This is a genomic window from Paenibacillus daejeonensis DSM 15491, assembly GCF_000378385.1.
In the GTDB taxonomy this organism is placed as follows: Bacteria; Bacillota; Bacilli; order Paenibacillales; family Paenibacillaceae; genus Paenibacillus_D; species Paenibacillus_D daejeonensis.
Genome location: NZ_KB899664.1, coordinates 64,215 through 90,632, shown reverse-complemented (window position 1 = coordinate 90,632; position 26,418 = coordinate 64,215). Strand labels below are relative to the sequence as shown.

24 protein-coding genes are annotated in these 26,418 nt (G+C 53.3%); 9 read left to right on the top strand and 15 right to left on the bottom strand.

The genetic code is table 11. The features are described from left to right. Positions 1 to 40 precede the first annotated feature (40 nt). The gene (locus F556_RS0117420; RefSeq protein WP_020618265.1) at positions 41 to 952 is read right to left on the bottom strand and encodes a helix-turn-helix transcriptional regulator; all 912 of its coding nucleotides are present in this window, start codon (positions 950 to 952) and stop codon (positions 41 to 43) included. 62 nt (positions 953 to 1,014) lie between these two features. On the opposite strand from F556_RS0117420, the gene F556_RS0117415 reads away from it, so the two are divergent. Further along, the gene (locus F556_RS0117415) at positions 1,015 to 1,437 is read left to right on the top strand and encodes a DUF3592 domain-containing protein (protein ID WP_020618264.1); all 423 of its coding nucleotides are present in this window, start codon (positions 1,015 to 1,017) and stop codon (positions 1,435 to 1,437) included. Positions 1,438 to 1,449: 12 nt separating this feature from the next. On the opposite strand, the gene F556_RS0117410 is transcribed toward F556_RS0117415, so the two are convergent. The 4 genes from F556_RS0117410 to F556_RS0117395 form a co-directional block, all read right to left on the bottom strand. Beyond that, positions 1,450 to 1,950 (bottom strand): hypothetical protein, encoded by a 501-nt coding sequence (locus tag F556_RS0117410; RefSeq protein ID WP_020618263.1) that lies wholly within the window; start codon positions 1,948 to 1,950, stop codon positions 1,450 to 1,452. Between the two features lie 58 nt (positions 1,951 to 2,008). Further along, on the bottom strand, positions 2,009 to 2,581 hold the full coding sequence (locus F556_RS0117405; RefSeq protein ID WP_020618262.1) for a nucleotidyltransferase family protein: 573 nt from the start codon (positions 2,579 to 2,581) through the stop codon (positions 2,009 to 2,011). A gap of 233 nt (positions 2,582 to 2,814) precedes the next feature. Continuing rightward, positions 2,815 to 5,463, bottom strand: a complete 2,649-nt coding sequence (locus F556_RS0117400; protein ID WP_020618261.1) for a cation-translocating P-type ATPase — start codon at positions 5,461 to 5,463, stop codon at positions 2,815 to 2,817. A gap of 74 nt (positions 5,464 to 5,537) precedes the next feature. Next, positions 5,538 to 6,590, bottom strand: coding sequence for a suppressor of fused domain protein (locus tag F556_RS0117395; RefSeq protein ID WP_020618260.1), 1,053 nt, complete (start codon positions 6,588 to 6,590; stop codon positions 5,538 to 5,540). A 160-nt stretch (positions 6,591 to 6,750) separates the two neighbouring features. Here F556_RS0117395 and F556_RS0117390 point away from each other — a divergent pair, with 160 nt between their 5' ends. Continuing rightward, complete coding sequence (locus F556_RS0117390) at positions 6,751 to 7,548, top strand: helix-turn-helix domain-containing protein (protein ID WP_020618259.1); 798 nt, start codon at positions 6,751 to 6,753, stop codon at positions 7,546 to 7,548. Between the two features lie 33 nt (positions 7,549 to 7,581). Here the strand turns inward: F556_RS0117390 and F556_RS0117385 are convergent, their stop codons facing one another. The 4 genes from F556_RS0117385 to F556_RS0117370 form a co-directional block, all read right to left on the bottom strand. Then, positions 7,582 to 8,982 carry an ABC transporter substrate-binding protein gene (locus tag F556_RS0117385; RefSeq protein ID WP_020618258.1) on the bottom strand — a complete coding sequence of 467 codons (1,401 nt, stop codon included), beginning with the start codon at positions 8,980 to 8,982 and terminating at the stop codon, positions 7,582 to 7,584. A gap of 206 nt (positions 8,983 to 9,188) precedes the next feature. Continuing rightward, positions 9,189 to 9,929, bottom strand: coding sequence for a ZIP family metal transporter (locus F556_RS0117380; RefSeq protein ID WP_020618257.1), 741 nt, complete (start codon positions 9,927 to 9,929; stop codon positions 9,189 to 9,191). A gap of 99 nt (positions 9,930 to 10,028) precedes the next feature. Further along, entirely contained in the window at positions 10,029 to 11,000 is a 972-nt protein-coding gene (locus F556_RS0117375) for a helix-turn-helix transcriptional regulator (RefSeq protein ID WP_020618256.1), read from the bottom strand. A gap of 8 nt (positions 11,001 to 11,008) precedes the next feature. Then, positions 11,009 to 11,374, bottom strand: coding sequence for a hypothetical protein (locus F556_RS0117370; RefSeq protein ID WP_020618255.1), 366 nt, complete (start codon positions 11,372 to 11,374; stop codon positions 11,009 to 11,011). A 173-nt stretch (positions 11,375 to 11,547) separates the two neighbouring features. Here F556_RS0117370 and F556_RS0117365 point away from each other — a divergent pair, with 173 nt between their 5' ends. The 6 genes from F556_RS0117365 to F556_RS0117340 all read left to right on the top strand — a co-directional run bounded on the left by F556_RS0117365 (position 11,548) and on the right by F556_RS0117340 (position 18,008). Beyond that, positions 11,548 to 13,254, top strand: a complete 1,707-nt coding sequence (locus tag F556_RS0117365; RefSeq protein WP_020618254.1) for a copper amine oxidase N-terminal domain-containing protein — start codon at positions 11,548 to 11,550, stop codon at positions 13,252 to 13,254. Positions 13,255 to 13,305: 51 nt separating this feature from the next. After that, entirely contained in the window at positions 13,306 to 14,631 is a 1,326-nt protein-coding gene (locus F556_RS34380; RefSeq protein ID WP_020618253.1) for a hypothetical protein, read from the top strand. Between the two features lie 164 nt (positions 14,632 to 14,795). After that, the gene (locus F556_RS0117355) at positions 14,796 to 15,683 is read left to right on the top strand and encodes a D-Ala-D-Ala carboxypeptidase VanY (protein ID WP_020618252.1); all 888 of its coding nucleotides are present in this window, start codon (positions 14,796 to 14,798) and stop codon (positions 15,681 to 15,683) included. Between the two features lie 3 nt (positions 15,684 to 15,686). Next, positions 15,687 to 16,226 carry a VanZ family protein gene (locus F556_RS34375; RefSeq protein WP_020618251.1) on the top strand — a complete coding sequence of 180 codons (540 nt, stop codon included), beginning with the start codon at positions 15,687 to 15,689 and terminating at the stop codon, positions 16,224 to 16,226. Beyond that, positions 16,223 to 16,915, top strand: coding sequence for a response regulator transcription factor (locus F556_RS0117345; protein ID WP_020618250.1), 693 nt, complete (start codon positions 16,223 to 16,225; stop codon positions 16,913 to 16,915). The genes F556_RS34375 and F556_RS0117345 overlap by 4 nt, the downstream gene beginning before the upstream one ends. Beyond that, positions 16,908 to 18,008 (top strand): sensor histidine kinase, encoded by a 1,101-nt coding sequence (locus tag F556_RS0117340; RefSeq protein ID WP_020618249.1) that lies wholly within the window; start codon positions 16,908 to 16,910, stop codon positions 18,006 to 18,008. The genes F556_RS0117345 and F556_RS0117340 overlap by 8 nt, the downstream gene beginning before the upstream one ends. 3 nt (positions 18,009 to 18,011) lie before the next feature. On the opposite strand, the gene F556_RS0117335 is transcribed toward F556_RS0117340, so the two are convergent. The 6 genes from F556_RS0117335 to F556_RS37815 all read right to left on the bottom strand — a co-directional run bounded on the left by F556_RS0117335 (position 18,012) and on the right by F556_RS37815 (position 24,141). Next, a complete protein-coding gene (locus F556_RS0117335) occupies positions 18,012 to 19,340 on the bottom strand; it encodes an ABC transporter substrate-binding protein (protein WP_020618248.1) in 1,329 nt (442 codons plus the stop codon). Positions 19,341 to 19,379: 39 nt separating this feature from the next. Further along, the gene (locus F556_RS0117330; RefSeq protein WP_020618247.1) at positions 19,380 to 20,663 is read right to left on the bottom strand and encodes an efflux RND transporter periplasmic adaptor subunit; all 1,284 of its coding nucleotides are present in this window, start codon (positions 20,661 to 20,663) and stop codon (positions 19,380 to 19,382) included. A gap of 37 nt (positions 20,664 to 20,700) precedes the next feature. Further along, positions 20,701 to 21,555, bottom strand: coding sequence for a carbohydrate ABC transporter permease (locus F556_RS0117325; RefSeq protein WP_020618246.1), 855 nt, complete (start codon positions 21,553 to 21,555; stop codon positions 20,701 to 20,703). A gap of 29 nt (positions 21,556 to 21,584) precedes the next feature. Next, positions 21,585 to 22,487: a carbohydrate ABC transporter permease gene (locus F556_RS0117320; RefSeq protein WP_051108729.1), complete on the bottom strand. Its 903-nt coding sequence runs from the start codon at positions 22,485 to 22,487 to the stop codon at positions 21,585 to 21,587. 253 nt (positions 22,488 to 22,740) lie between these two features. Further along, positions 22,741 to 23,460: an SDR family NAD(P)-dependent oxidoreductase gene (locus tag F556_RS0117315; protein ID WP_020618244.1), complete on the bottom strand. Its 720-nt coding sequence runs from the start codon at positions 23,458 to 23,460 to the stop codon at positions 22,741 to 22,743. Between the two features lie 111 nt (positions 23,461 to 23,571). Further along, on the bottom strand, positions 23,572 to 24,141 hold the full coding sequence (locus F556_RS37815) for a hypothetical protein (protein WP_157272800.1): 570 nt from the start codon (positions 24,139 to 24,141) through the stop codon (positions 23,572 to 23,574). A gap of 160 nt (positions 24,142 to 24,301) precedes the next feature. Between F556_RS37815 and F556_RS0117305 the strand changes: the two genes are divergently transcribed. Beyond that, positions 24,302 to 26,413 (top strand): HelD family protein, encoded by a 2,112-nt coding sequence (locus F556_RS0117305; protein WP_020618242.1) that lies wholly within the window; start codon positions 24,302 to 24,304, stop codon positions 26,411 to 26,413. Positions 26,414 to 26,418 lie beyond the last annotated feature (5 nt).

Genomic DNA, 26,418 nt, shown 5'->3' with positions numbered 1-26,418 from the left:
ATATGCTCCCCACGCGGTAGACGGTCAACTAAAGAACCTGTTACTGTATGGGGGCTACCGGCAAAGCATATAACGCTGCAATCTCACGCATGTGCTCCAATAGCTCTGCTCTGAGCGCTGTCGGCTCCATGATGATGACCTTGGTGCCATAGCTAAGTGCAACGGAGAGCGCGTATTCGCGGCTGTAGACGACGGTGTGGACATCGATGTGCGTCTCGTGATGCTCGCAGGCTTCGCCGAATTGATCCTGGACCCGCGTCTGGGCTTCCAGACTGAACCGCAGGTGAACGTCCAGTCCTTCCGGGGTCTCAGCGTGGGTGAGCGTCAGCTCGTCCCGCGGGGTATAGCTCTCGTCGGTCAACAGCACTTGGGATAACCGGGAGACACGAAACAGCCGCAAAGCCTGCCGGGTCATGCAGTAGGCCTCCATGTACCAGATGCCCCGCTCCCAGTACAGTCTCAGCGGCTCCACCTTGCGGTCCGACTCCGTGCCTTCGGCATCCTTATAGGCAAAGGCGACCCGCTTACGCTGCCGGATGGCTTGGTACAGTGGCCGGATGACCGCCTGATCCTCCTCCCGCGTACTGAGGTCGAAAACGATCCGCTCCTGAGCTTCTCCCTTGGCGAGTGCCGGATGAAGCGTGCCCAGCTTATGCCTCAACGTGACCAGACTGCCGCCGGCGGCTTCGTCCATCTGTCGCAACAGCTGATAAATCATACTGAAATCCTCCAGCGAGAAGTGCTGCTTGGTCAGAAAATAGCCCTCCATCAGCTCAAAGCCGCCCTCTGCGCCCGTGAACGAGGCCACTGGAATTCCCGCCTGGTTGATCGTCTCAATATCCCTGTAGACGGTACGCACCGATACTTCGAACCGCTCCGCCAGGTCCGTCGCTTTGACCCGCTTGCGCATCATGAGCTCCATCGTAATGGCCAGCAGCCGATCCAGCTTCATAGTTGTGCCCCCTTGATTCAGCCAGATGTAAAGGGTGTAAATTGTGGTTGAGGTGATTACTCATGTCGGATATGCCGTCTTATCTGCAAGGCCTACTCCTTGCTTTTGGTATCCTATTCATTCTGGGCGCGGTCTTCTTCTCCATCGGGATGTTCCTGAAGCAACGCACGCGGGATTGGGATGTCACGCAAGGCATCATCATCAAACGCGGCACACTGTTCCCAGGGCTCCCCGACAAGCATCCTACCTTCGAATATGTTGTCGACGGCCAGACATATCGGAAAACATCGGCGATCTCCCAAACGCCGGGGTTCACGCCAGGCAGCAGGGTAACTGTCAAATACGATCCGTATCGCCCCGAGCGTGCTGCGATTGACTCTGTGGCCCAGGGCGGCCTCATCTTTCTTATTCTCGGGAGCGTCTTTCTAGCTGTGTCGGTGGGACTATTATTTGTACTGTTGTTCTTGCGGAACAGCCTAACCTAGGGAATCGCTCCTTCAGGACCGCTCCGGGCTGTCCTGCCTCGCGAGCTTATGGAGCTCCCAAATATAATAGTCCGGTGGCGTCTGCCCCGCATTCGTCGTAGCCAGCCAGAGCTCCCCATCCGCTTGATATAGGATATAGCCATTAAGTCTCCCCGGCTCCTTCAGGACGTACCGTTGATACGCTGGATACGTGGAGAGGTCTAGCCCCCCGGTCACTTCGATTAAAAAATCCTCTGCGAACGCCTGCCCATCTATCGTCTCGTTTGGATACGCAATGGTGTGCTGCTGCACACTCCCATCTTCCTTCGTATGAATCAAAGCATCTTCCGTCAAGGTATACGTTTCCTCGGACGGTTGGAAGCCAAACTGGGAACTGAGTGGATTCCTGTATAATAGCTCCTCCAAACGATAGGTCCCATACAAGTCTGAAACCTCGTCCGAGGCCTCCTGTGTGCACGCGCTGGCAGTCAGCACGAGTAGTAGCAGGATTAGAACCAACCATTTAATCTTCATCTGTTTCTCCTTCCATGGAGAGGGTGCGACTCGCCGTTCAATCGGACCCAACTCACCTCTAACGCTTGCCCTGGTCCAGTATCTGCACCCGGGGCCATTTGGTCTGCCATTGTTTCTTGGCCACGCGCTCGCGGTAGACGGCCATACGCTCCGGCGTGGCGGCAAAGTGCGGCGTCGGCCGTACGTTCAGCCCCCATGCATCTTCAACTCCGTAAGGCGCTGTTAGCTCGAGCCTACCCCGCTCGTCCAGCCGCACTCCGAGTGCGGTGGCGGTTTCGGGGAATTTGCTGATGGCGTCTGTGGAAGAGGCGTAAGGCGTTTCCCCGTTAACGATGTGCATGCGAGCCTGGTTTTTCACCGACCAGGGAAGCCCCGGTGCACGCTCATGCAGCCGCTGCTCCAGCTCCTTCTCCTTACTCTCCTCCAGAGAGGATGGGTCGTAATACACCACGTCAATGTCAGGCAAACTCGTCCGCTCATATCCGTGCAGCGTATCCCACATCTTGGACCGTACGAACCCCGCGCATACCCACCAGTCAGGCAGCTCCAAGGACTGCGCATGCCGGAGGATGTCCATCATCCATGCGTCCCCTGCCACTAGCTGCAAAATATCCTGATCTGTCTGAATCATCCATCGTCCACCTCCGGTTAACTGCCCCTAGTATACCACAATGCTTTCCTGTTCTTGCAGGTCGTTCCTCATGCCGCACCCCGTGCCCAACCACCCGCTATGCCACCCGTCCTACCACTCATCGTCCCATCCTCGTAACAGCCAGCACCTCGATCGGAGCTTAGACGAACCCACGCAAAAACTGCCGCACCTGTTCGGTACGGCAGTCACATTCACTCGATATGCTATTGCTCTTATGCTCGCGATGGGCGGAGCGTATGCTGTGCCCACTTGATGACATCCATCAGGATAACGGCAGCCAGTGCCAGACCGGCAGCAACCAGGAAGTCGTCAGTCCCGAAAGTCGGCGGGATCGCGAAGATGTCTCGTACACCTGGCAGTAGCGTTACACCGTACAGACAGAAGCAGACGAAAACGGCTCCCAAGACATACTTGTTGGTCAAGAAACCAACCTGCAGAATGGTCTGGATGTTCGAGCGTGCAGCAAAGGTCTGCAGCGTCCGGGCCAGAATCAACGTCGTGAAAGCCATAGCCACACTGACCTCCGCCGATTCACCCAACCCGATAAACTGCGAGACGATGACGGCTACGCCGATCAACAAGCCACGCAGGATCACGACCTGGAGGGTTCCGCCAGCGAATATCCCCTCGCTAATATTCCGGGGCTTGCGATCCATTACATCCGGCTCCGCCTTCTCGGTGCCTAGCGCAATGGCAGGGAGCGAGTCATTGACCAGGTTGATGAAGAGCAGCTGCAACGCCGTAAACGGATTGACCCAGCCGACCACCAAGGCGAACAGGATCGCCGTTATGGCTCCCAGGTTGCCTGCGAACAGGTAAGCAATCGCCTTCTTGATATTGTCGAAGACCATTCGTCCCACACTGACCGCCCGGACGATGGAGACAAAGTTGTCATCGGTCAGGATCATCGCCGAAGCATCTTTGGCAACATCCGTGCCGCTACCCATCGCTACGCCGATATCGGCCTGCTTGAGCGCCGGCGCATCATTGACACCATCGCCAGTCATCGCTGCGACCTTGCCTTTACGCTGCCAGGCCCGGACAATTCGGATTTTGTTCTCCGGTGAGACGCGGGCATAGACGGCGACCCGCTCCAGCTTGCGGTCCAGCTCATCATCCGAGAGCTTATCGAGCTCGGCGCCTGTGAGAGCCAGATCCTCATCGCCCATCAAGCCGATATCCCGACCGATCGCCTCCGCCGTCGTCTTGTGGTCGCCCGTAATCATCACGGTACGGATACCAGCCCGCTTCGACTGCTCGATGGCTTCATAGACGGCTTCACGCGGCGGATCAATCATCGCGCTCAGGCCGACCAGGATGAGATCATGTTCATCCTCGTGGCGCAGCGGGCTTTTGTCTGGCAGAGGCTTGTAAGCATACGCCAGCACCCGCAGCGCCCGCCTGGAGAAATCCTCATTCTGCTCCTTGAATTGTTCGCGAATCTCCTCCGTCAGCGGCTGTACCTCGCCATGGATGAAGACGCGGTCGCAGCGGCTGATCAAGACATCCGGACCGCCCTTGGTGAGCATCGCATACTCGCCCTCGAACTGATGCACGGTACTCATCAGCTTGCGATCAGAGTCGAAAGGCAGCTCTGCCTCGCGCGGGAATTGGTCACGGATTTCACTGTAATGCTTGTTGCGATTGTTACTGAATGCGATCAGGGCGACCTCGGTCGGATCACCAATCTCCTGACCCTCTTCATTAATGTTGGCATCGTTACAGAGGACTGCAATGTGCAGCAGTCGCCGCTCCGCTTCGCTCCACGCCTCGGGATCATCCGGAAACTCGTCCCGCTTGCCATGGGGAATGTAGTAATCGACAACCGTCATCTTGTTTTGCGTCAGCGTACCCGTCTTATCCGTGCAAATGACTCCGGCCGAGCCCAGCGCTTCAACAGCTGGCAGACGGCGAATAATCGCATGCTGACGCGCCATCTTGTTGGTGCCGATCGATAGCACAATGGTGACGATGGAGGACAGCGCCTCGGGAATCGCAGCGACAGCAACCGCAACCGCGAACATCAAGGCGTTGATCAACGATTCACCGAGGAATTCGCCATCCGCCGACACCCAGACCCGGCCCGCTTCGACTGCGAAGATGACGACGCAGAGGCATAGAATGAAGACGCCCAGCTTCTTGCTGAACGCCTCCAGCTTGCGCTGCAGCGGGGTACTCTTGGACTCCGCACTCTCGATCATCTCGGCAATCTTGCCAATCTCGGTTCCCAGCGCGGTTGCGGTCACGACCATCGTGCCGCGGCCGTAGACGACGAGCGAGCCGCTGAAGGCCATATTGCGGCGGTCACCGAGCGGCGCCTCTTCTGCAATGGCATCGGCATGCTTCTCGGCAGCCTCAGACTCGCCGGTGAGCATGCCTTCATTGATCTTCAGACTGCCAGAATCCAGGATACGGCCATCTGCCGGTACAAAATCTCCCGCATCCAGCAGCACAATGTCCCCGGGCACCAGCTCACGAGCAGGCACCGTCACCTTGGCTCCATCCCGTATAACCTTGGCCTCGGGAGCAGACATCTGCCGCAGTGCATCGAGCGAGCTCTCAGCCTTCTTGGTCTGAACGACGCTCAGTACGGCGTTCAGCACGATGACCAGGAAGATAATAAGCGACTCAATCAGATGGCCCAGTGCCACCTGAACAGCAACAACCGCCAGCAACACGATAACCATCGGGTCCTTGATATTCTCCACCAGCAGCTTCCATACAGGTGTAGCTGCCTTGGCCTGAAGCTCGTTATATCCGTGCTTTTCCCGTCTTGCCGTCGCCTCTGCGGCCGTCAGGCCTTGCGAAGAGCTCTCCACCTCTTGCAGTGTCTCTTCTGTACTGCGCCGATAATGCTCCAATCGACCCACTCCTCGCTGTTAAGCTTCACTGCTTATATCTTAACCCCGAAGCTGCCAAAGAATCAGAGATTTTGTCAGCCGATGGTACGGACGACATTGCCGTCGCTGTCTTTTATATGTGTTTGCATGACTTCGATTACCACTTGGGGAAGCGCCGACAGGCTGACCTGACCGGCCACCGGTACCAGCTTGGCGCCCAATTCCTCCACTCCAGCACGGTCCAGCCTGAACATCACGCCGCTCTCCCGCTGCTCCACCGCCGGGGTGTCGCTTGTATCGAGAACCACCTGCAGTCCTCCACTAACCAGGGATAGGGGCTGGCCGTGCAGCAGCCGGGCCCGCAGCAGTTTGGCCACGACTGCCGCTTGCTTGGCTCCCAACATGAGCTTGCCACCATCTGACTCGCCGCCGCTGCTCTCCCACCCGAGCTGATCCACATACAGGAATGCGGTACTGGAGCCCTCACGGGCACTACCTTCAGCAATGGCTTGCGCCGCTTCCGGCAGATTCAGAATGGAGTCCCTCTCCAGATCAGTGATATAAGCGGGATAAGTGCCAGCCAGCACGCGCAACACGCCAAGCGTATTCCATTCCTGCGTCGCTTGCAGCTCATCACCAGTAATCCCGACAGCCTGGACAAAGGCAACCTTGCCATGCGGCGTGTTGATTTCGCCCAACTCGGGGTCCGTAATGAAGGCCAGTGCAGTCAGTTTGGTATCCGAATCCAGCATGATTGGACCATTGGCATCCAGATGATCGCCGGAGTTGAAGACATTGCCGCTATTGAAGACATAGCGGGCCATATTCTGCAGCATGTTAATCGCCCATGCCGGCGGCTGATCCTCTTCCGGTTGTCTGGCCAGTCGCATGGTTAACTCGAAGCCATATCCGCTATATTCAGGGTCGTTGCCCTCTTTTTCATACAAGTCGGAGAAGCCGTAGGTGACCAGATGCCAGTGAGGGGATGGCTGCTCGGATCGGTAGGCGCTGATACCGTTCAGCGGATCGTTGCCTCCCAGCATCATGGGCAGCGGACTTGCATAGTGCAACGGCTCCTGATCCCCATAGATACGTGCCATGGCCTCGTCGATCGCATCCCAACCCGGTGCTTGCTCTTCTTCACTCATCATTATTCCTCCTGATCGCATAGGTATGTATGTAGCTATTGTATCATTACCACAATCACCCGGGTCAAAGCAGGGAGAATGGACCGCACTTTTGCGTTGTAATTTGGCGTGGGAATCGTTATATTTTCTGTATAGGAGGTGACTGGCCATCGATCATACTATGTTTCACCACCTTGTACCGAACGTGTTCCTATTCGTCGATCGCAGATGCTTCCCGGGATGGACCATTGAGCAGCGGAAAATCGGCTTCCACGACCTAACCTTTGTTATGGACGGCAAAGCCTGTTACGTCATTAATGGGAAGGAGCATCTGGTCGAAGCAGGAGACCTTATCTACGTCCCCGGTGGGAGCATTAGGGAAGCGTATACATTTGATAGCTCGCCTATGCATGCCTACCCCTTCAACTTTCACTGGGCGGGACCCCACAATCATCAGGCGCTGCCCTTCGATATTGTGACTAAGCGGATGATTACCAAAGAAATTGTGACGTACATCCGCGACTTCAAGCAGGTCTGGATGGACAAGCAGCCTTTCTATATGATTCGGGCCCGTGCCTTATTCGAAATGATCCTGCATCGTCTGTTAACCAACTTCTACAGGCAAGCCACGAGTCGGACCGATCCGCGAATCAAACGGGTGGTCGACTATATTACGGATCATTATGCAGAGCAGATTCAGCTGGGGGAGATGGCTGAGATGGTGCAGCTGCATCCGGTGTATCTGGGCAAGCTGTTCAAGCATCATACAGGCTCTACTTATAAAGAGTACATCAACCGCATCCGGATCAACAGTGCCGAAATGATGCTGCTCGCAGGGGACTTTACCGTAACGGAAACGGCTGCGCGCTGCGGTTTCCAGGACATCTATTATTTCAGCAATCTCTTCAAACAGATCAAAGGCTATCCCCCGTCCATGGCCAAAAAAGTACTGGAAGACACCAAAAAGGCATGGGATTGACCCCCATGCCTTCCAGACTGAATTTCAACTTATTTACTCACCTGCTGGCGAATTCCATACTTCATCGATAGCTGCTTGGAACGGCGTCTTGTACTTCTCAATCACGGTCGATACCGATACGCCGTCAACCAGCTCGTCGACCAGCTCATAATAAGGCATCGACGGGTAGTAATCACCCTGCTCAATCACCCGAATACTCTCAGCGGAATCCCTTGCATTGTTAATGTCATCCTCGTTGCTGAAGAACTTCTCCAGGTCAGCTTGCTTGGGATAATCATAAATGGACTCGATATCATAGATTTTCTCCCATAGGTACACGAGCTGCTCCGGATTCTCTACTGCCCGTGGAATGGTATAGTAGTTAGGGATCGTCACATGCGTATGGTACCTGGATGCGCTAGGGCCTTGAGGGAACGGCAGGAAGCCCAGTTCAAAATCGGCCATTTCCTCTTTAAAATCATTGGCTTCATAATCCATACCAGGGTACATGAGCGTATTGCCCTGCAGGAAGAATTGTTTCGGCTCTGTCCAGTCGCCGCCCTCTGTCGGACGGGCTACATTCTCGGTCGCCAGACGCGAAATGAAGTTTAGGGATTCCTGGGTCTGAGGAGCATCCAGGGTCTGCTGGTTGCCGTCAACCAGTCCTGTCTCATTCGAGGACAGCGCTTGAATCAGCATAGAGGCCGTGGCCAGTCCCCAACGGTCGAGATTCCCGTCATTGTCCGTGTCTTTGTTGGCTTCTTTGGCCACTTGAATGAAGGTCTCCCAGTTCCAATTGTCTTCATCGACGTATTCCTGGAGCGGCTTCATGCCGAATTCATTCATCAACGTACGGTTATAGAACACGCCCGATGCCGCGCCACTGACGCCGATTCGGAATCCATACCCCTTGCCATCGAACTGGGAGTGGTCGGTCGTGTATTGAAGGACGAACGCATTGTCGTTGATGACGTACTCATCCAGCGGCCAGAACATGTCCTGTTGGACCAGAGACGGCATCATCCAGGGTCTGGCAACACGGATAATATCGCCTAAGGGATCGCCAGCCAGCAGCGTCGAAGCAATCTTATCCCGGTACTCGCCATAATCTACAACGACATATTCCACCGTGAAATTATGCTTCTCCATCAACGCGTCGAGATTTTCTTTGCGTTGAATGTTGTCAGGGCTGTCCGTAGGGATGGCCTCGTTGTACCATGACACCAGCTTGATCGTTCTGCCGCCCAGATCAAAATCCATCTCCGGTGTCGCGTTCGGATTGGTCGCTGTCTCTTCAGCCTCCGTTGCGTTCTGCTCATTGCCCTCATTCGTCGTTTCGGCCCCCTGATTGCTGCCATTGTTCTCCTCGACTGTTCCCCCTTCTCCGCTGCTGCATGCTGCTGTGAATACCAGAATGAACACACAGAGAATTACCCACCAGTTGCGAGCCTTCATGACCTAACCCCTCCTGTTTATTAAGAAAATGTAGCGCTTTCAAAAAGTATATAAGCCATCCTTTGAACCCTCCATAGAAGATTTCAATCGGATTTATAAGAAGTCAACATTACTGTTCGACATGGTGTCGAATGGTTGTCCCGCAGCAAAGAACCTGCTGCAGTTGCAAGCAGGCTCTTGTTGGGACGGTGTTGCCACCCGTTTGCTCAAACCAAATCGAGAATCAGGGCAACCAACAAGCCCATGGAGGCAATGAATCCAACGACGGGCCCCCCCTCTTCGAATGCTTCCGGCATCATGGTCGAGCAGATCATGGCAATAATACCGCCTCCCGCGAAAGCTCCAATGCCTGCCACCAACTCTTCTGGCAGGCGCTCCAGAAACAGATAACCTCCCATAGCTGCTAGCGCGGAGAGCAACAGCACTGTTGACCACAACAAAAGAATCCCGCGGCGGCTGTATCCACTCTTGCGGAGCCCCGCGGTACTGGACAGTCCCTCTGGAAAGTTGCTGATAAAAATGGATACCAGCAGGACAATGCTTACGCTGCCGCCAGCCAGCACGCTCGCACCCAGCATGATGGATTCGGGAATTGCATCCATCACGGTACCTGCAAATATCCCTTTTGACCTCTGGGCAAGCTGGTCCTCCTCACCCTTACCGCCCCCTGACCGCTTGCGGTGGGCTCCGCCTTGTTTGGAGACGAGCACATCGAACGAGGTATAGACGAGGGCGCCTACCGTGAATCCAATCGCTGTTGCTAATACGCCGCCGCCCTCTACCGCCTCTGCTAATAGCTCGAACACGGCCGCGCCGATCAAGGTGCCCGTACCAAACGCCATGATCCAGCCCAATATTCGCTTAGGCACATGTACCATCAACGATACCAGTGCTCCCAGAAGCGCACCTGCTGCCGAGATCCCGCCCCACATCAGAGCCATCCACACGCCGCACAGCCCCCTCTTCATTCCTGGTATTCAACCCTCATTATTACCCTACAGGCGATTGAATAACACGTCCCTACAGCAGCAAAAACGCCCTCGGGTTCAGAGCCCGGGGCGCTTGAGGTGATGAGCGGCTAATCGGCGTGCCGTCTCGGCCATCTGTATGCGGAGCTGCTCTGGCTCCAGAATGGACAAGCGGGTGCCGAATGTGAGCAGATAGACGGGCAAATACTTGTGCATGGTCTGTTCATCGAGCAGAAATACAACCTCCCGGTCGTGACGCTCCGACAGATAATGCTGGAGGTGCCAATGCCCGCACAGATCGCTTAAATCCTCCGGTTCACCCGCGATGCGCAGCGGGATGAGCGGCGCCTCCGTTTCCCGGCCGCTGTCGGATTGATCCCGGAAATAACCGGCTACGGAGAAACCCGCTGGCTTGTCAAAGGCTTGCCCTGTCTCGCTCATCTCTGTGATGCGGTCGACGCGGAAGGTGCGCAGCGATTCGGCCTGATGGCAGCGGGCAACCACGTACCACTGCTGTCTCCGGTAGGCGATGCCATAGGGGTCAATCTCCCGCTCGCTGAGGGTATCTCCCTCTTTGCGGTAAGCAATGTTCACGGTGTGCCCCTCCGTCACTGCGGTCTCCAGCTGGCGCAAGACACGTGCCAACGAAGGGCCATGAGGAGGCAAAATCACCTCAAGCCCGCTGGTGCGGCGCTGCAGCTCCTCGAGCTGCTCGGGCTTCAGGCCGTGTTCAATTTTGGCGAGTGCCCGGGTCATTTCGGCTGTGTAGGGGTAGCCTGCACCGTCGGCGAACTTGGCAGCCTCTGCCATAGCCCGCAGCTCCTCGCTGTCAAAGAATATCGGCGTTTCCCGAAAGCTCTCCAGCACCTGAAATCCACCCTCATGCCCCGCTTCCGCCATAATCGGTACGCCGCTCGCGCAGAGACCGTCCACATAACGGTAAACCGTCCGCACACTAATCTCCAGCGACTCCGCGATTTCCGCCGCCGTCATTTTGCCCCTGGCCTGCAGCATCCACAGAATAGAGAGCATATTATCCCACTTGGCCATGATGTCCCCTATTCGAACTGCTCTGTGATATCCGTCCAGTTAGTCATGTCAGGCAATTGCTGTGAACCCCAGTAATTGAGGAACATCCGAATGACCTCCGCGGTATCCTCTGTCTCGTAACTGTAGTGCGTGAAGGACTCCTCGTCATGCTGCACCCGCAGCTCGACCACGATGCCACCGGGGTTGTTGGGTGCGGAGATCGCTTGCAGGTACAGCGTGTTCTGAATCATTGGCGTGGGTTCAATCACGATGAAGTCACTGTCATCGCTCACAAAATCATGGATGATATCGGTAATGACCGAGGCTTCGATCGCTTCATTGATGAACGTCGCGTGCTGCGTTCGAATCGTATAAGACACGTGCGTTTCTGACATGGTGAATCCCTCCTACAGGTAGTAAGTACATTGAGTTCATTATAGCACGGCTCGTCTTGAGGAAATGGTTGGATATAATCCGCCCCAATGACCTATGTTTTCAGGTTCTGATATTTGTTATTCTACTTTACAATATTGGGTAATTACATTTAAAACCAAGGAGGAAAACAACTGTGAATGGATCGTTATCGCTCATGAAACGTTACATACTGGCACTGATGCTGGCTATCGCTTGCAGCCTGGCCTTCTCCGCGGTGGCTTCAGCCAAGGAGGAAATCCGCGTCGTAGTCGATACGCAACCGGTACCCTTTTCCATCCATCCCTATCTTGACCGGGGGACGACCCTCGTGCAGCTGCGTCCCCTGTTCGAGTCGCTTGGCATCGAGCTCGATTGGAATGCAGCCACCAAGACCGTCTCCGGCCGCAAGGGCGATGAACGCGTGCAGTTAACGATCGGCCAGTCTACGGCCACCGTGAATGGCCAGTCCGTCTCGCTGGCCGGTCCCGGACAGATTAGGGATGGTCATACACTGGTGCCGCTGCGCTTCATTGGCGAGGCGACGGGGGCCAGCGTGGGGTGGCATGCTCCTTCGCAGACCATCCAGGTCTACAGCAGCGAATACCGGCTCATTCTTGGATTATCCAAAGAAGAAGCCGGTCAGGCCGTGCTCTTGGCTCCCCCTGCGCAGGCAGCCGGCGGGCATAAACTCCAGGGCTTTTATGCCCGCGGCTCGGCAGACCTGATGGGCACCCGTGGCTGCCGCGGGATGTGTTGGGATTACTTTTACTTTTTCAATAATCAGCAAGTGATCAAGGACCCTCCCCCGCTCACAGGGGCCAAGGTGGACTGCGAAGAGCACACCTGCCTCTCGTATGAGCTCAAGGGGGATCAGCTGATCATTGCAGGCGATCGTACCTATACGATTGGCTTTCGGGAACAGGGGATCACGTTGAACAGCAACCTCTTTGTCCGACACGATCCTCTGCTCCGGCCGAGGCTGGAAGGGACCTACGTGGCTTCCGGGTATACTGGAGGCACCGCAGGGGGCGGGTTCGCAACGACAAGCACACTTGTGTTTCGTCCGGATGGTACGTTTCTGGATGACCGTTTCCTAGGCGTTATTACCGACGGCTCACCTTCTGGGGATGGAACCGGCATCGACAGCACGCATTTAACCGAATCGGAGTCGGCTGGCCGGTATACGGTGATCAACCACACGATTCTGCTGCAGTATGAAGACGGACCGACAGAGAAGCTGCTGTTCTTCCGGCCTGATGGCAATGACCGGATGTACAAAATTGGCGGACGCGACTTCCTGTATACCGAGCGTACAGTTCCGGATCGGGACCCTACGGCTTCAGAGCCAAGCGCCAATCAGGTAACGGCCCCGTTTGCGGACCGACTGCTAACGGAGGGCTACGCCAGCAAGAACGTCTTCAAGCAGCATAACCCCCGTACCTCGAAGACGCGGAACGACGTGGATGTCCAGGTATCCGGGTACCAATGGGCCGACCTATCCATTGCGCCAGAGCATCAGAGCCTGTTCACCGGGTTCGGGGATGGACCGATTGTCGCGCTGACCGTCAAATATAACGTGACCAATAAATCCACAGAGACGATCGATCTGACGAGCTTGAAGGTCACGGTCGATGTAGCAGACGGCGTCGTCACGGAGACGCCAGCCCTTGCTCCTGCTGCGGCTGAGCGATTGAGTGCAGGTGAGCAGACAGAGCGGCTTGCGGTCCTGCTCTTCCCTGCTGACATGCTGAAGAAGTATTCGCGGTTTGACCTGGGCTTCATCGGACTGAAGACAGCAGCGGGAGCCGAAGCCTGGTCCGGTGGCAGCCTTTCATTCCGACTAAATGCCCCTTACTCATAATGGACTGGGTACTCTGCGGCAGTGGTGCCCCCAAAAGGAGATGTGATAGGAATGCCAACAGGGATCGTTACCGCCGCAGGAAGACGAGTCACGCTGGGTCTCCTCTTGATGGCTATGCTGGTAATCGGGGCTTGCAGCGGGAACAATGGACAGAATGGGGATGGAGATGGAAGCCCTCCTCCCCCTGATAAGCCTGGAAACCTCGTAAGCGGCGGTTTCTATGCGCGGGGCTCGGCTGATCTGCTGGGCACCCGGAATTGCCGCGGCATGTGCTGGGATTATTATTATTTCTTTAACGACCAGCAGGTGATCAAGGACCCTCCCCCACTCGAGGGTGCGCCTGTGAACTGCTCCGAGACCAAATGTCTGGATTACGAGGTAAAAGACGAAGAGTTGATTATAGACGGCAAATCTTATTCCCTGGACAGTGCGGACTCGGGGATGATCTTGGATGGCAACTTGTACGTCCGCCATGAACCCATGAATGAGCCGGAGCTGGAGGGTGTGTATCATCATTCCACTTCAATTCAAGATACACTTGGAAGCAACTTTGCCTCCACCAGCACCTTGATTTTCCGCCCGGACGGTACCTTCCTCGATAACCGATTCCTCGGCGTCCTCACTGACGGTTCGGAATTCGGCGATGGTACGGGCATCGACAGCTCCCATCTCTCGGAGGCCGAAGCCGCAGGCACCTACCGTGTCGAGGGCTACACCATCTATCTGGCATTCGAGGACGGCAGCACGGAGACGTTTCTCTTTTTCCGACCGGACCTGAATGACCGGATGTACAAAATCGGGGGGCGTGACTTTGTCGTCTCTGACTTATCGGAGCTGGTTGAATCCGCCGAGGAGCAGCAGGAGGAGGAGGAGCCCTCTCTCACCGGCCCCCTGCCGGATAAGCTCGTGACGGAAGGCTATGCTGAGAAAACTATCCTGGCTGAAGAGCTGCCCGATCGCACCAAGGAGCGCGGGGCCGCAGAAATCCAGCTCCATGCTTATCAATGGGCGGAGCTGGCGATTGATGAGGCGTACCAGGAGGCTTTTACGGGGTTCGGCGAGGGGCCAATTATCGCATTGACCGTGCAATACACGATAGCCAATACAGCTGCTCCGGAGCTGGACTTGACAAGTATGATCATCGGCGTTGATCTGGAGAACGGCCATGTGGCCGAGACGGCGGAGCTGGCTCCTACGCCTGCCGGGCTTCTCGCACAGGGGAACGCCGAAGAACGACTGGCCGTGTTCCTCTTCCCTGCGGAGATGGTTAAGAGGGGCGAGGACTTCACACTGGTGTTCAGCGAGCTGCTACATGAGGACGGATTGGACGCGATGGATGGCGGTCAGCTGATTTTTGATCTGCGAGCACCGGACTAAGAACATAGTCATGAACATCAAATAGCCCTGCGTTGCCGTTTCCAGGCGAAGCAGGGCTATTTGTCATTGCCCAACATTTTATTAATATTTTATATTTACCCTACGATCCTTTTAAAGAGTTTCCCTTAGCCTAGAATTAACACCAAGCTAGGGAGGCTTCACACATGAACAAATGGTACGTTTCAATTGGTATAGTGCTCATAATAGGTTGTGTCCTGAGCATCAGTATGTACTTGGGACCACATCAAACGGAACCCGCCACTGACAATTCTGAAATCACTACGATACCGGAGGATGTGCTTCTTGAAGATCGTGAACATCAACAAGCCATTGAAATCACAAAGGACGACGTGCATTCCGGCCATCTACTGCTCATTAACCAGGACTACGGGCTTGTTCCCGGAAATGAGGCTCCGGATATTATTCAGCTTTCCAAACACCCGGATTTTTCAAACCGATTTGTGCTGCTGGATCAAGCCACGGAACTATCAGAGCACGTAGCTCAACAGTTCTCCATCATGATTAATGCAGCTGCTGGGGAGGGCATCAGCAGCTTCCTCATTAGCAGTGGTTATCGGAGTGCCGAGAAACAAAACGAATTATTCGAGTCCTTGGGACCCGAACAAGCGATGCCAGGCGGTCATAGTGAGCATAATCACGGTTCCGCCATAGATGTAGGCTCCAGTCAAGGCGGTATTGAGCACTCCCCTGAAGGAAAATGGCTTAGAGAACACGCGGCACAGTATGGTTTTATCTTGAGGTACCCTAAGAACAAGACACACATTACAGGAATTCAATATGAACCCTGGCATTTTCGGTACGTCGGTTTACCACATAGTCTCATTATGTCGCAGAAAGACTTCGTGCTGGAGGAGTACCTTTCCTACTTAAAAGAGCAACCGTTCCTATCTTTTAAAACCGATGAGGAGACCTTTCATATTTACTACTATCCGGTCTCAGAGAATCAGACGATCTATGTTGGACAAGACAATACCTACACGGTCTCAGGCAATAACACCGATGGCGTCATCATCACAGAAAAGGTGGACTGAACAATGAAAACTTGGAGACCTCTCGTGTTGATCCTCTCTTTGTTCCTTTATTGCTGCGTGTTGTTCAAAATCATTGTGCTTAAATTCAAACCGTTCAATCTGTCTTATATGACCGAGCAGTTGCACTTACATTTCCTCGCCCCCGAGAGATTTGCAGCCAACATACAATCCGGCAACTTAATACCGCTGAGAGAAATTTCAAGAATATTGGATACCTTAACCCCTCACAGCCTGTACAATTTGTTTGGGAACATCCTTGTGTTTATTCCGCTTGGTCTTTTGATTTGTCAGTGGCGTTTGCCTAAAGGGACAGCCCTAGTTGCCGTACTGCTTGGCTCCTTCTCTGTAAGCCTAGGGCTGGAGCTGACACAAGCCTTTTTTTCCATCGGAACATTTGATGTCGATGATATCCTTCTGAATACGTTAGGTGGATGCATGGGATACTTGCTCTATCAGTTGTTTGTGATCATCTCATCAAATTCAGGTATACTACGTGTGAGTCTTCATTATGAACGTCATACTAGAGGTGAACAAACCGAATGATTACTGTATTAATTGCCGATGATGAGCGAGAAATTGCAGATTTGTTAGCGCTCCATTTGAAGAAAGAGGGATACCACTGCATCATCGTAGCAGACGGAATGGAGGCTGTGCGAGCCATTCAGTCGAAATCGATTGACCTGGCTATCCTCGATATTATGATGCCCGTTATGGACGGCTATGAAGCTGCGCGTTTGATAAGAGAAACACATCATCTTCCCATCATCTTTCTAAGCGCCAAATCGACCGACCTCGACAAAATTACGGGCTTGGTCAGAGGGGCCGATGATTATATCACGAAGCCATTCAACCCCATGGAAGTGGTTGCCCGGGTCAATGCACAGCTGCGTCGTGCGTTGCAGTTCAACCCTGCTGCCCCTCCTCCGCCTGCAGCCGTGCTGGATACCGGGGTGTTGGTTATGAACGCTGAACAGCGAACCGTCTCGGTCTATGGGCAACCGGTAGATCTGACACCCAAAGAATTCGACATCTTGTTTTTGTTAGCCAGCCATCCCAAGAAGGTTTTTCGTTCGGAGGATCTATTCGAGACGGTATGGAAAGAAAATTATTATGAAGGTAGCAATACCGTAATGGTTCATATTCGCTCGTTGCGAAAAAAATTAGGTGAGGACACGATGAAAGAGAAATTGATTAAGACCGTGTGGGGAGTGGGGTATACATTTAATGGGTAACATTCTTCGAAGCTTTCGGCTTAATATGGTGCTGCTTTTCGGCTTAAGCATGCTGCTTGCCGGAACAATCGTATTTGTTCTCTATCGACTGCTTCAGTTGTATTACAGTACAACAAAATATGAAGATATCTGGACCAAGCCGCGGTATTTTATTCGAGAAATAGGCGACCTCAATTTTTTCTTGTTGTTCTTTATTCCGCTCTCCATCTATTTCTTCTTTTTGCTTACGAAGCGCTACGCGCTGTACTTCCAACAAATCCGGCACGGCATCAACCAGCTCGCCAACGGTAACTTCAATAGCCGCATCGCGATTGATACGCGTGATGAATTTGGAGATATTGCTCGTGATATGAACCTTGCTGGTGAGAAACTGCAGGATGCCATTGAGCGTGGAGATTTTGCGGAAAATAGCAAGGAACAGCTTGTCTTGAATCTGGCTCATGATTTGCGTACCCCGCTCACTTCGGTCCTGGGATACCTGGATTATATAATCCAAGGGAACGAGGAACTGACGAAAGCCCAGTTACAGCATTACGCCAGCATCGCCTATACGAAGTCGCAGCGGTTGGAGAAGCTGTTGGAGGAGCTCTTCGAGATTGCCCGGATGAACTATGGCAAACTGACGCTTCACAAAACAGAGCTTGACCTTAACGAGCTCTTGATTCAATTAACCGAAGAACTGCATCCCGCCTTGGAGAAAGATGGCATACTGATACGCTTCACCCCACAATCACCGGTAATTATTCATGCTGATGGTGACCTGCTCGCGAGAGTCGTAGAGAATTTATTGACCAATGCCATGCGGTATGGGAAGGATGGGAAATTCATTGACCTTGAATGCCGCATCGTTTCGGACACGGCGATTCTTCAAGTCATAAACTATGGAAACCGTATCCCCGAGGAGGACTTGCCTCACATTTTTGATATGCTCTACACGGTAGATAAAGCACGTACCCGGCAAGAAGGCGGCGGATCGGGAATCGGGCTATTTATTGCCCGGAATATTGTAGAGCAGCACGGTGGCACCCTTACAGCGGTTAGCGATGAGATCCGGACAATCTTCGAGATACGTTTGTCTACTCGCCAACTTTAGTGCCTACTCATTCAAATACGTGGTTGCTCGGTTCTGAATTAATTCGGCCACAGCTTGGGCTGTTTTTTGGCCGTTGAAGAACGCCTGGGATTCTTCTTCAACGATCCTTAAAACGGTCACTTCCATGGGTCCGTAATAGTCCGCCTTTTCCAATAGCTCTTGGAAGCGTGTAAAATACGCCTTCTCTACGCTAGGCTTGCTCCCATCCGATAAGAGGAACGTTCCATTTTCTAGTTGTTGTTGAATATCACTCAGTTTTTGTTCATTTACAGACTTCAGAAGAGAAAAACCGTCTCTTTCCTCAAGCTCTTGCACCTCTTCTGATAACAGGAAACTCACAAATGCCCATGCTTCCTCTTTAAGGGGAGAGCTGTCTCGGATCGCGAACTGGAAGCCCGGAGAAATCTTCATCGCACCGGTTTGTCCATCGGCATGCGGTCGTTGTAATAGACTGGGTTGTTCGAAATAAGAAAAGGGAGTGTGGATGACGTCTTCCACCGAAATTAAAAAATCCGCATAGTAAGTCGATTCGCCGTCTTCAGGCACCTCTGCTGTCATGATGCCCTCTTCAAACATCTGTTTAATATCCTGCATCATTTCTTGAAAATCGGAGGAGTTAAACTTTGCCGTTTTTGCTTCCTGGTCTACAAATGCGGCATAATTATCTCTCACCATTTCATACAGCACACGGTTGGGCGGGAGATTGGCGAGCGCGTATCGCGACTTCTCCCCCTGCTGTGCTGCCTTTTGTTGAAAAGTCTGTGAGGCTTCCCTGAATTCCTTCCAGCTCCAGGTGTCATCGTTCACATCCAGTGAGCGAAGCACGTCATGGTCGCCGATGAAGGCGGATAAGTAAAAACTTACCGGAACCGTATAGAGGTCTCCGCCGGCACCCATTCCCGTCATAACATTCATGTGCAGATCATCTTTGTCCAGGTCGGTGCTACGATTTAACGCCTCAGCCATATTCATAAACATGCCTTTGTCCACATACTCTTCAATGGGAAGCATGCCAACTTCGACAAGATCCGGCCCGTTTCCGGACAACAAAGCCGTATTCAGCGTCTTCTGGTATTTCTCAAACTCGCCAGGCCCCCACTCCTCTCCCGTCCGAAACGACTGAATGTCCAGTTTGATGTGGGGATGTTTCTTTTCGAACCTGTTTTTCACAATTTCTATAAAATCACTTGGCTCTGCCACAAATAACGTTAACAGCTCATCCTCGCCACCTGCTACGTTTACGTTGCCTTCGTTGGTGTTATCCATACTGCAAGCCGTCGTGGCTAGCATCAATATACTTAGTCCTATCAGTCCTAAAATTTTCATTTTCATCTTCCACTACTCCTTTAAATGGGATGATGCGTTTACCTGCTATTGCAGCCGAATTCGATTGCCGTCCTGCAGGGGCTCACTGCTTTCCATAATGACTTGATCCCCCGGGTATAGCAGATCGGAGTGCACCACGCTGATTTCACCATCGGTTTCAAGAATCTTGAGTTGGACCTTCTGTGCGACAAAACGATTGCCCAACGGCCCTCTCGCTTCAATCACCTTATAGATAAACCTGCTCTCGCTTGCTTGATGAATCGCTTGGTTTGGAAGAACAAGCCCCTGATGTCGTGAACGCTTTTCCAGTTTAATCGTCCCTTGTTCACCTCCTTCCAGTTCATCAACCTTGACCTTTATGGTTAAATGCTTCTGTTGAACAGCCATTGGTCCTGAATCCGACTCGCCCGATAGTATCGCGGCCTTCGAGATGTGAGTAATCTCACCTTCCACAGAACGAACTTGTTGAACCTTGTCTATGATCTCCACTTGCAATTGTTGTCCCTGAGCCAGTTCCAGACTACTGGCCAAGGCGGCATCTACCGGTACTTCCATCTTGAATCCTTCGCTATAATCAGCAATGACAAGATCCGGTTGTCCTGAGGCATATGTATTTCCCTGCACGTACACGCGGGTGATATGACCGTCAAAAGGGGCTTTGATTTCGGATGAATGAGCAATTTTTTCATTCAGCGCTTCAATTTTACGTTCCTGCATGTCCAAATCTAACGTATGGGTCTGGATATCCCGTTGGATCCTCTCTTTACGCTGTCCCTCCTCCTGTATACTCGTTTCCATTTGTTCCTGGATCTCTCTTAACCTTAGTTTTTGGGTTTCCATTTCCCGTGCCACCCTGCGTATTTGTTCATCCTCCCCTTCATGGTTAGCCTGAATAAACTGCTCTTGCATACTCTTCAAGTTAAGTTCGCCCGTCTCGTGTTCTCGCTGCAAACTGCGCACGCGAAGATCAAATTCACTGGTCTCCTTCATTTGGTCTTGGATTTCTCGCTGGGCCGCGTCATCGTTGTACGACACCAGCGGTTGCCCCTTACTCACCCGCTGTCCCTCTTCTACCAAGACTTCCTGCACTTCCCACTCAGAGGGATTCATTAATTCCACTTCGACCAGTGGCTCTAACATCGCCTGAGCCTCCAGCTTATGGGTCAATGCTCCTTCGGCTATACGGTCTGTCCTGACCTTGGGCAAGGTTAGAGATTGCAGCGTATTGCTGAATAACGTGAAGAGAATGAGTGTAAGGATAAAAACAATAAAAAGGATTCGAACGAAACGTTGGCGTCCGAGGTTTGTTTCTTCCTCCTGCGATTTCATTGCCGACCCTCCTGAACCTCTACATTGCAATTCGAAACTACCCCTTGATACCGGATAACTGGACTCCCTGCACAAGATAGGACTCCGCATATAGAAAGAGCAGCACCATCGGCGCCATATAGAGCACAGAAGCCGCGAAGGCAATGCCTAGTTCCCCCTCGTTGATGCGGGACAAATAAATAGATAACGGCTGCATGAAGGGATCATCCAGAAATATAAGGGGCTGTTCAATCATGTTCCAATAATCAACAAAAAGTAGAATGACAAGCGCCGAAAAACCAGGCTTAATCATCGGGACGATAATCTTCAAGAAAATCAGCAGATGTCCGGCCCCATCCAGCTTCCCGGCCTCAATATAGGCGTAGGGGATCTGCATCATGAATTGACGAAGTAAAAATACGCCAAATGCCGCAAACACGCCGGGCCAAATAATAGCTGAAACATGATTTAAAAGGCCCATCTTATCGGCAATGAGATAGTTGGGGACTAGGGTCACTTGAAAGGGCATCAGCATGGTCAACAGGTAAACAAGAAAGATCGGTTCACGGCCGCGGAATTGAAGTTTGGAGAGTGCATACGAGGCCAGGGAGGCAACGACCGTTTGTCCGATAATAATCGGGACCACCATGAATACCGAATTCCAAAACATCAATAGGAAGCGCGGACTCTCCACAAGCAGCGTTATGTATTGTTCATATGAAACCTGATCAGGAATCAATTTGAGGTTAACAAATTCCGTGAATGCTGCCCCGCTCGAACCAGAACCCACTGAAGCATAATTCAGAGCGATTTCTTGCCTGCTTGTTAACGAGTTAACAACGGTAACGATTAAGGGAAACAGTATGACAAGACCCAGCCCAGCCATGAGCAGCGTGAGCAGGTATTTTTTCATTGAAATCAACAGAGACAAGCGATTCCACCTCACTGCTCCATGTACTGACGGTGCTTGCGTTCAATAGTGAATAGAACAAATACAAGCATAAGCATGCCACCAGCCATCAGACTCGCCGCCGCAGTCAGTTTAGGGATATCTAACGACACAAACCTGTTGTTCATGTAATGCTGGAGAAAATAAATACTGTCATGCGGGTAATCACCTGCAATCAAGTAGGTTTCACGAAACACTTTGAAGGAATGAATCAGGGACATCAGCGTTACGAAAAACATCATTGGTGTCAGATAGATCAGCGTAATGCGAAATTGGGTCCACCCACCTGCCCCTTCAATCTGTGCCGTTTCGTAATAATCTTTTGGAATCTGCTGGAGACCCGCCAAGAATAGCAGAACGTTATAGCCAAGATTCTTCCATACATAGACTAGAACGACTACATACCGGGCGGCCTCTGATTTCATCCAGTCGATTCGTTCATAGCCGAGCAGCTCCCGCAGCCCGTTCATGGTTCCATTCCAATCGAATAGAATCTGCCACATGAGAACCGTAGACGCGACAGGCACAACCAGCGGCATCACATAGGCTGTCCGAAGCCATTGTCTTAAGAAGAGGGGCTGGTTCAGCAATAGCGCAACGCCAAGTGATAGAGATAGAATAAGGGGTACGCTGACAAGGCTGAACGTAAATGTATTCATCGTTGCTTTTTTAAAGGAGTCGCTTGCCAGCAGCTCTTGGTAATTGTACATGCCTACAAATTGACCATTCACCGTCCCATCCATCAAGGAATACAGCAGGCTCATTAGGAACGGCAGCAAATAAAAAAGAGTAAACCCGATGATGCTGGGAGCCAGGAATAGGCATGCTACTGCCCAGTCCTTGCGCAGCCAATGCTGGTAGCTTGCCAATTTCACGTATCTCCTCCTCTCCTCCATGCTCACATCGTACAAAAGAAAAATAAAAAAAATCTTGGGGCGGATTTAAAGTTTTTATAAAAGAACAGGATAAAGGGGGCGAGTTGAAGGGCTTACTACTGGCTCAAACACAAAAAAGAGCTCCATCGTCTTGATGGAGCTCTAAATCCTATGATCGATGAGCCTGAGCCTTGTCTTCAAGGTTCGACAGCACAAAATTGTTCCATGTGGAACATTGTCGGCTGATGTGAAACATTAGCGAATGGTGGGTTTATTAGGTGTTGGTATCCGTGATTGCCGGTACGTTGATCTCCTTGACACAAGCCGCCGGGGAGAGACTGACTAGGCATTTAACGATGGCGACCATATCCTGCAACGGAATGCGTGTACCGTTGTACTCGGTTAGCGCCCGCTCGCTTCCCTCTGCATATGGAATCTCGGCCGCCAGCTCCCCGGGGTTAATGCAGGTCACCGCGATACCGTCCTGTCGGACATGCTCCCGCAGGGCCTCTGTAATGCCTCGGATGGCGAACTTGGAGGCCACAAAGCCGACCTGGGTGCTGTTGGCGTTCGGCAGACCCGCAGTTGAGCCAATGAGTATGATCTTGCCGGCAGCTGAGCGGCGCAGATGCGGTAACAATGCCTGTAAGCCAACAATCGCCGAGGTGATGTTCACGTGAATCAGACGGCTAATATCCTCAGGCTCGTCCTTATCGAACGTGTAATGCTCCTCGAACCCTTCCTTTTCCCAAATGCCCACGTTGTAGATGACGACGTCCAGAGGCGCTTCACCCAACCTATCTGCGATTTGCCCCGCAGCGGCAAGGTTTGCGAGATCGGCCTGGATCCATACTTGCTCCACCCCATCCTGCAGGCTCAGACTTTCCGGCTGGCTGCGGGAAACCACCCACACCTTATCTCCAGGCTCCGGCACGCCGCGGACAAACGCATCACCCAGTCCCTTGCTGGCCCCAAATACGAGATAATTCTTCAATGTTGATGCTCCTCTCCCTGCATGTCTTGGTGAGTTGACTCCTCACCGCATTATAACGCTACTGCCACTGACTGCCCAGCGCCTGATTGTTGGGCCATTCTGCTCACACACTCACCTCGTGAATGTAGCGGACCGATATTGGCAGACGATCAGCGGGTGGCCGAGCAAATAGAGGAACAAAGGTGCGTTACTGCAGACGATCGGCGGGTTGCCGAGCGAATAGAGGAACAAAGGTGCGTTACTGCAGATGATCGGCGGGTTGCCGAGCAAATAGAGGAAAAAAGGTGCGTTACTGCAGACGATCAGCGGGTTGCCGAGCAAATAGAGGAAAAAAGGTGCGTTACTGCAGACGATCGGCGGGTTGCCGAGCAAATAGAGGAACAAAGGTGCGTTACTGCAGACGATCGGCGGGTTGCCGAGCAAATAGAGGAAAAAAGGTGCGTTACTGCAGATGATCGGCGGGTTGCCCAGCAAATAGAGGAACAAAGGTGCGTTACAGGAGACGATCGGCGGGTTGCCGAGTAAATAGAGGAACAAAGGTGCGTTACTGCAGACGATCGGCGGGTTGCCGAGCAAATAGAGGAACAAAGGTGCGTTACTGCAGACGATCAGCGGGTTGCCGAGCAAATAGAGGAACAAAGGTGCGTTACAGCCGATAAACGATAAAAAAGACGGGAACATAAGTTCCCGTCGCCGTAGGTAATTCTATACTCAACATCATAACAAAATTGAAATTATAAGTCTACAGTTTTTTCGCCATTTGTGCCAAAATATAGATCTGGTCTTATGAAAGTACGATATCACGCGCATAGGCTATCCTATGCCTAAGGAGGTAAATCGCATGGAGAACAGTCCCGCCTACCGGGAAGAAGCAGGCAGGCTAGAGGAAACACAAGAGGAGATTGATCGTCAGCTAAACGGAATCGACGGCCGCTATTACGGAGATGACTTCCTGGAGCAAATCCTGGATGCGCGGCGGCTGGAGCTGCGGGACCGGCTGGAGCGTCTGCAGCAGGAGCCCTACTTCGGCAGACTGGACTTCCGGGAGGACGGCAGCGCCGAGCCTGCCAAGCTCTACATCGGCAAGCGGGGTATGGAGCACGAAGGTAGTGAGCAGCCGTATATCATCGACTGGCGCGCCCCCGTGGCGAGCTTGTTCTATGCCTTCAGCGGCGGGGAACAGCCGGTTTCCTACGAGGCCCCGGAAGGAGAGATCCACGGCGAGGTTCACCGCAAACGCAACCTATCCATTCGCGCCCAGCAGCTGCAGCGCGTCGTCGACAGCTATGAGCGGGGCGGCGACAATCTGGGGCTGAGCGATGAGTTCCTGCTCTACCGGCTGGGAGAGCGCAAGGACAACAAGCTGCGCGACATAGTCTCCACAATTCAGTCCGAGCAGGACCAGATCATTCGTGCCGAGCGAAATCTGGCGATGATTATTCAGGGAGCTGCCGGTTCAGGGAAAACAACAGTCGCGCTACACCGGCTCGCCTTCCTGCTCTATCGTTATCAGAGTCAAATCCGTGCCGAGCGAATGGTTGTTTTTGCGCCCAACGCTATGTTCCTCGACTACATCTCGGGCGTTCTTCCGGAGCTGGGGGTTGGAGACGTGCGTCAGACGACCTTTGCCGATTGGGCGCTGGAGCTGCTGGGCGGAGACGTCAAGCTGGTCGACCCAGCTGGTAGCCAGAGCGAGACCGCCGAATGGTTCGCGCTGGCGGGGAAGCGCCCGCCAACCGACGATTCGGCGCCTGGCCGGTTCAAGGGCTCCCTAGCCTTCAAAGCGTGGCTGCAGGAGCAACTACAGGCCTATGAGGCAGGGTTCCTGCCGGAGGGGGATTGGGAGGCCTGGGACGGTAAGATTCTGCGGTACCGGGAAATCGCCAACTGGTTCAATGTAGAATACCGCTACGACCCGCTGGCGCAGCGTCGCGAACGGCTGCTGGCGCGTATGAACCGCTGGCTGGAGATGGCGCTGAACGAAGTTGCCGACCCCAAACGGCGTAAGGCTCTGGCTACAACCGCCCGCGCCCGGCACCGAGCTTACGCCAAGAAGCTGCCTAATGCAGATGCCCTGACCGTCTACCGATGGATGATGGAGCAGGCGGAAGCCTCGCAAACGGCTGCCATGCCGGAGCAGATACGCCAGGCCACGCTAAAACGGCTGAAGAAGAAATCCGCAGCACCTGAAGATCTGCCGCCGCTGGCGCTGCTGCATATCAGTCTGTATGGATGGAGAGGTCCACGGTTTGACCATATCGTCATCGATGAGGCACAGGACGTCTCCCCGTTCCAGATCTCGCTGCTGAACGACTGCATGGCTGAGTCTTCTTTTACGATTCTCGGCGACTTGGCCCAGGGCATCCATGCCTATCGCGGCTTGCAGCACTGGGATGAGTTGAAGGATGTCTTCCCGCAGGAACGGCAATCGTATCACGAGCTCCGGCTCAGCTATCGGTCAACGATGGAGATTATTGCGTTCGCCAACCGGTTCATTGCCCGTACGGGGACCGGACTGCGAGAAGCCGAGCCCGTCTTCCGTAGCGGTGAACCGGTGCGTCTGGAAGTGCCGGAGGAGGGCAAGGAAGCCGACTGGCTGCTCGACTACATCCGCAAGTCTCAGGAGGCCGGTATGGAGAGTATCGCATTGATCGGCCGAACGCCGCAGGACTGTGAGGGATTGTACGAGCGGCTACAGGCGCTGGATGCAGAATTATCGCTGCATCTGATCAGTGAAGGCCAGCGCAAGTACGCGGGCGGGATTACCATTCTCCCGGCGCACCTGGCAAAAGGCCTCGAATTCGATGCCGTTGTCGTATGCGGCGTCGACAGCAAACGATACACCGACACACCCGAGGACGCCAAGCTGCTCTACGTTGCGTGTACCCGCGCATTGCACCGACTGGCACTGCTGTGCGGCAAGGACGCATCACCGCTGGTTGCCGAAGCCTAGCGCAA

Excerpts from the sequence above, each read along its gene's own strand:
- F556_RS0117420 (WP_020618265.1), bottom strand. The coding sequence starts at position 952 with ATGAAGCTGGATCGGCTGCTGGCCATTACGATGGAGCTCATGATGCGC.
- F556_RS0117330 (WP_020618247.1), bottom strand. The coding sequence starts at position 20,663 with ATGAAATCGCAGGAGGAAGAAACAAACCTCGGACGCCAACGTTTCGTT.
- F556_RS0117375 (WP_020618256.1), bottom strand. The coding sequence starts at position 11,000 with ATGGCCAAGTGGGATAATATGCTCTCTATTCTGTGGATGCTGCAGGCC.
- F556_RS34380 (WP_020618253.1), top strand. The coding sequence starts at position 13,306 with ATGCCAACAGGGATCGTTACCGCCGCAGGAAGACGAGTCACGCTGGGT.
- F556_RS0117345 (WP_020618250.1), top strand. The coding sequence starts at position 16,223 with ATGATTACTGTATTAATTGCCGATGATGAGCGAGAAATTGCAGATTTG.
- F556_RS0117325 (WP_020618246.1), bottom strand. The coding sequence starts at position 21,555 with ATGAAAAAATACCTGCTCACGCTGCTCATGGCTGGGCTGGGTCTTGTC.
- F556_RS0117405 (WP_020618262.1), bottom strand. The coding sequence starts at position 2,581 with ATGATTCAGACAGATCAGGATATTTTGCAGCTAGTGGCAGGGGACGCA.
- F556_RS34375 (WP_020618251.1), top strand. The coding sequence starts at position 15,687 with ATGAAAACTTGGAGACCTCTCGTGTTGATCCTCTCTTTGTTCCTTTAT.
- F556_RS0117370 (WP_020618255.1), bottom strand. The coding sequence starts at position 11,374 with ATGTCAGAAACGCACGTGTCTTATACGATTCGAACGCAGCACGCGACG.
- F556_RS0117410 (WP_020618263.1), bottom strand. The coding sequence starts at position 1,950 with ATGAAGATTAAATGGTTGGTTCTAATCCTGCTACTACTCGTGCTGACT.
- F556_RS37815 (WP_157272800.1), bottom strand. The coding sequence starts at position 24,141 with ATGTTCCCGTCTTTTTTATCGTTTATCGGCTGTAACGCACCTTTGTTC.
- F556_RS0117355 (WP_020618252.1), top strand. The coding sequence starts at position 14,796 with ATGAACAAATGGTACGTTTCAATTGGTATAGTGCTCATAATAGGTTGT.
- F556_RS0117305 (WP_020618242.1), top strand. The coding sequence starts at position 24,302 with ATGGAGAACAGTCCCGCCTACCGGGAAGAAGCAGGCAGGCTAGAGGAA.
- F556_RS0117335 (WP_020618248.1), bottom strand. The coding sequence starts at position 19,340 with ATGAAAATGAAAATTTTAGGACTGATAGGACTAAGTATATTGATGCTA.
- F556_RS0117385 (WP_020618258.1), bottom strand. The coding sequence starts at position 8,982 with ATGAAGGCTCGCAACTGGTGGGTAATTCTCTGTGTGTTCATTCTGGTA.
- F556_RS0117395 (WP_020618260.1), bottom strand. The coding sequence starts at position 6,590 with ATGAGTGAAGAAGAGCAAGCACCGGGTTGGGATGCGATCGACGAGGCC.
- F556_RS0117390 (WP_020618259.1), top strand. The coding sequence starts at position 6,751 with ATGTTTCACCACCTTGTACCGAACGTGTTCCTATTCGTCGATCGCAGA.
- F556_RS0117320 (WP_051108729.1), bottom strand. The coding sequence starts at position 22,487 with ATGGAGGAGAGGAGGAGATACGTGAAATTGGCAAGCTACCAGCATTGG.
- F556_RS0117340 (WP_020618249.1), top strand. The coding sequence starts at position 16,908 with ATGGGTAACATTCTTCGAAGCTTTCGGCTTAATATGGTGCTGCTTTTC.
- F556_RS0117415 (WP_020618264.1), top strand. The coding sequence starts at position 1,015 with ATGTCGGATATGCCGTCTTATCTGCAAGGCCTACTCCTTGCTTTTGGT.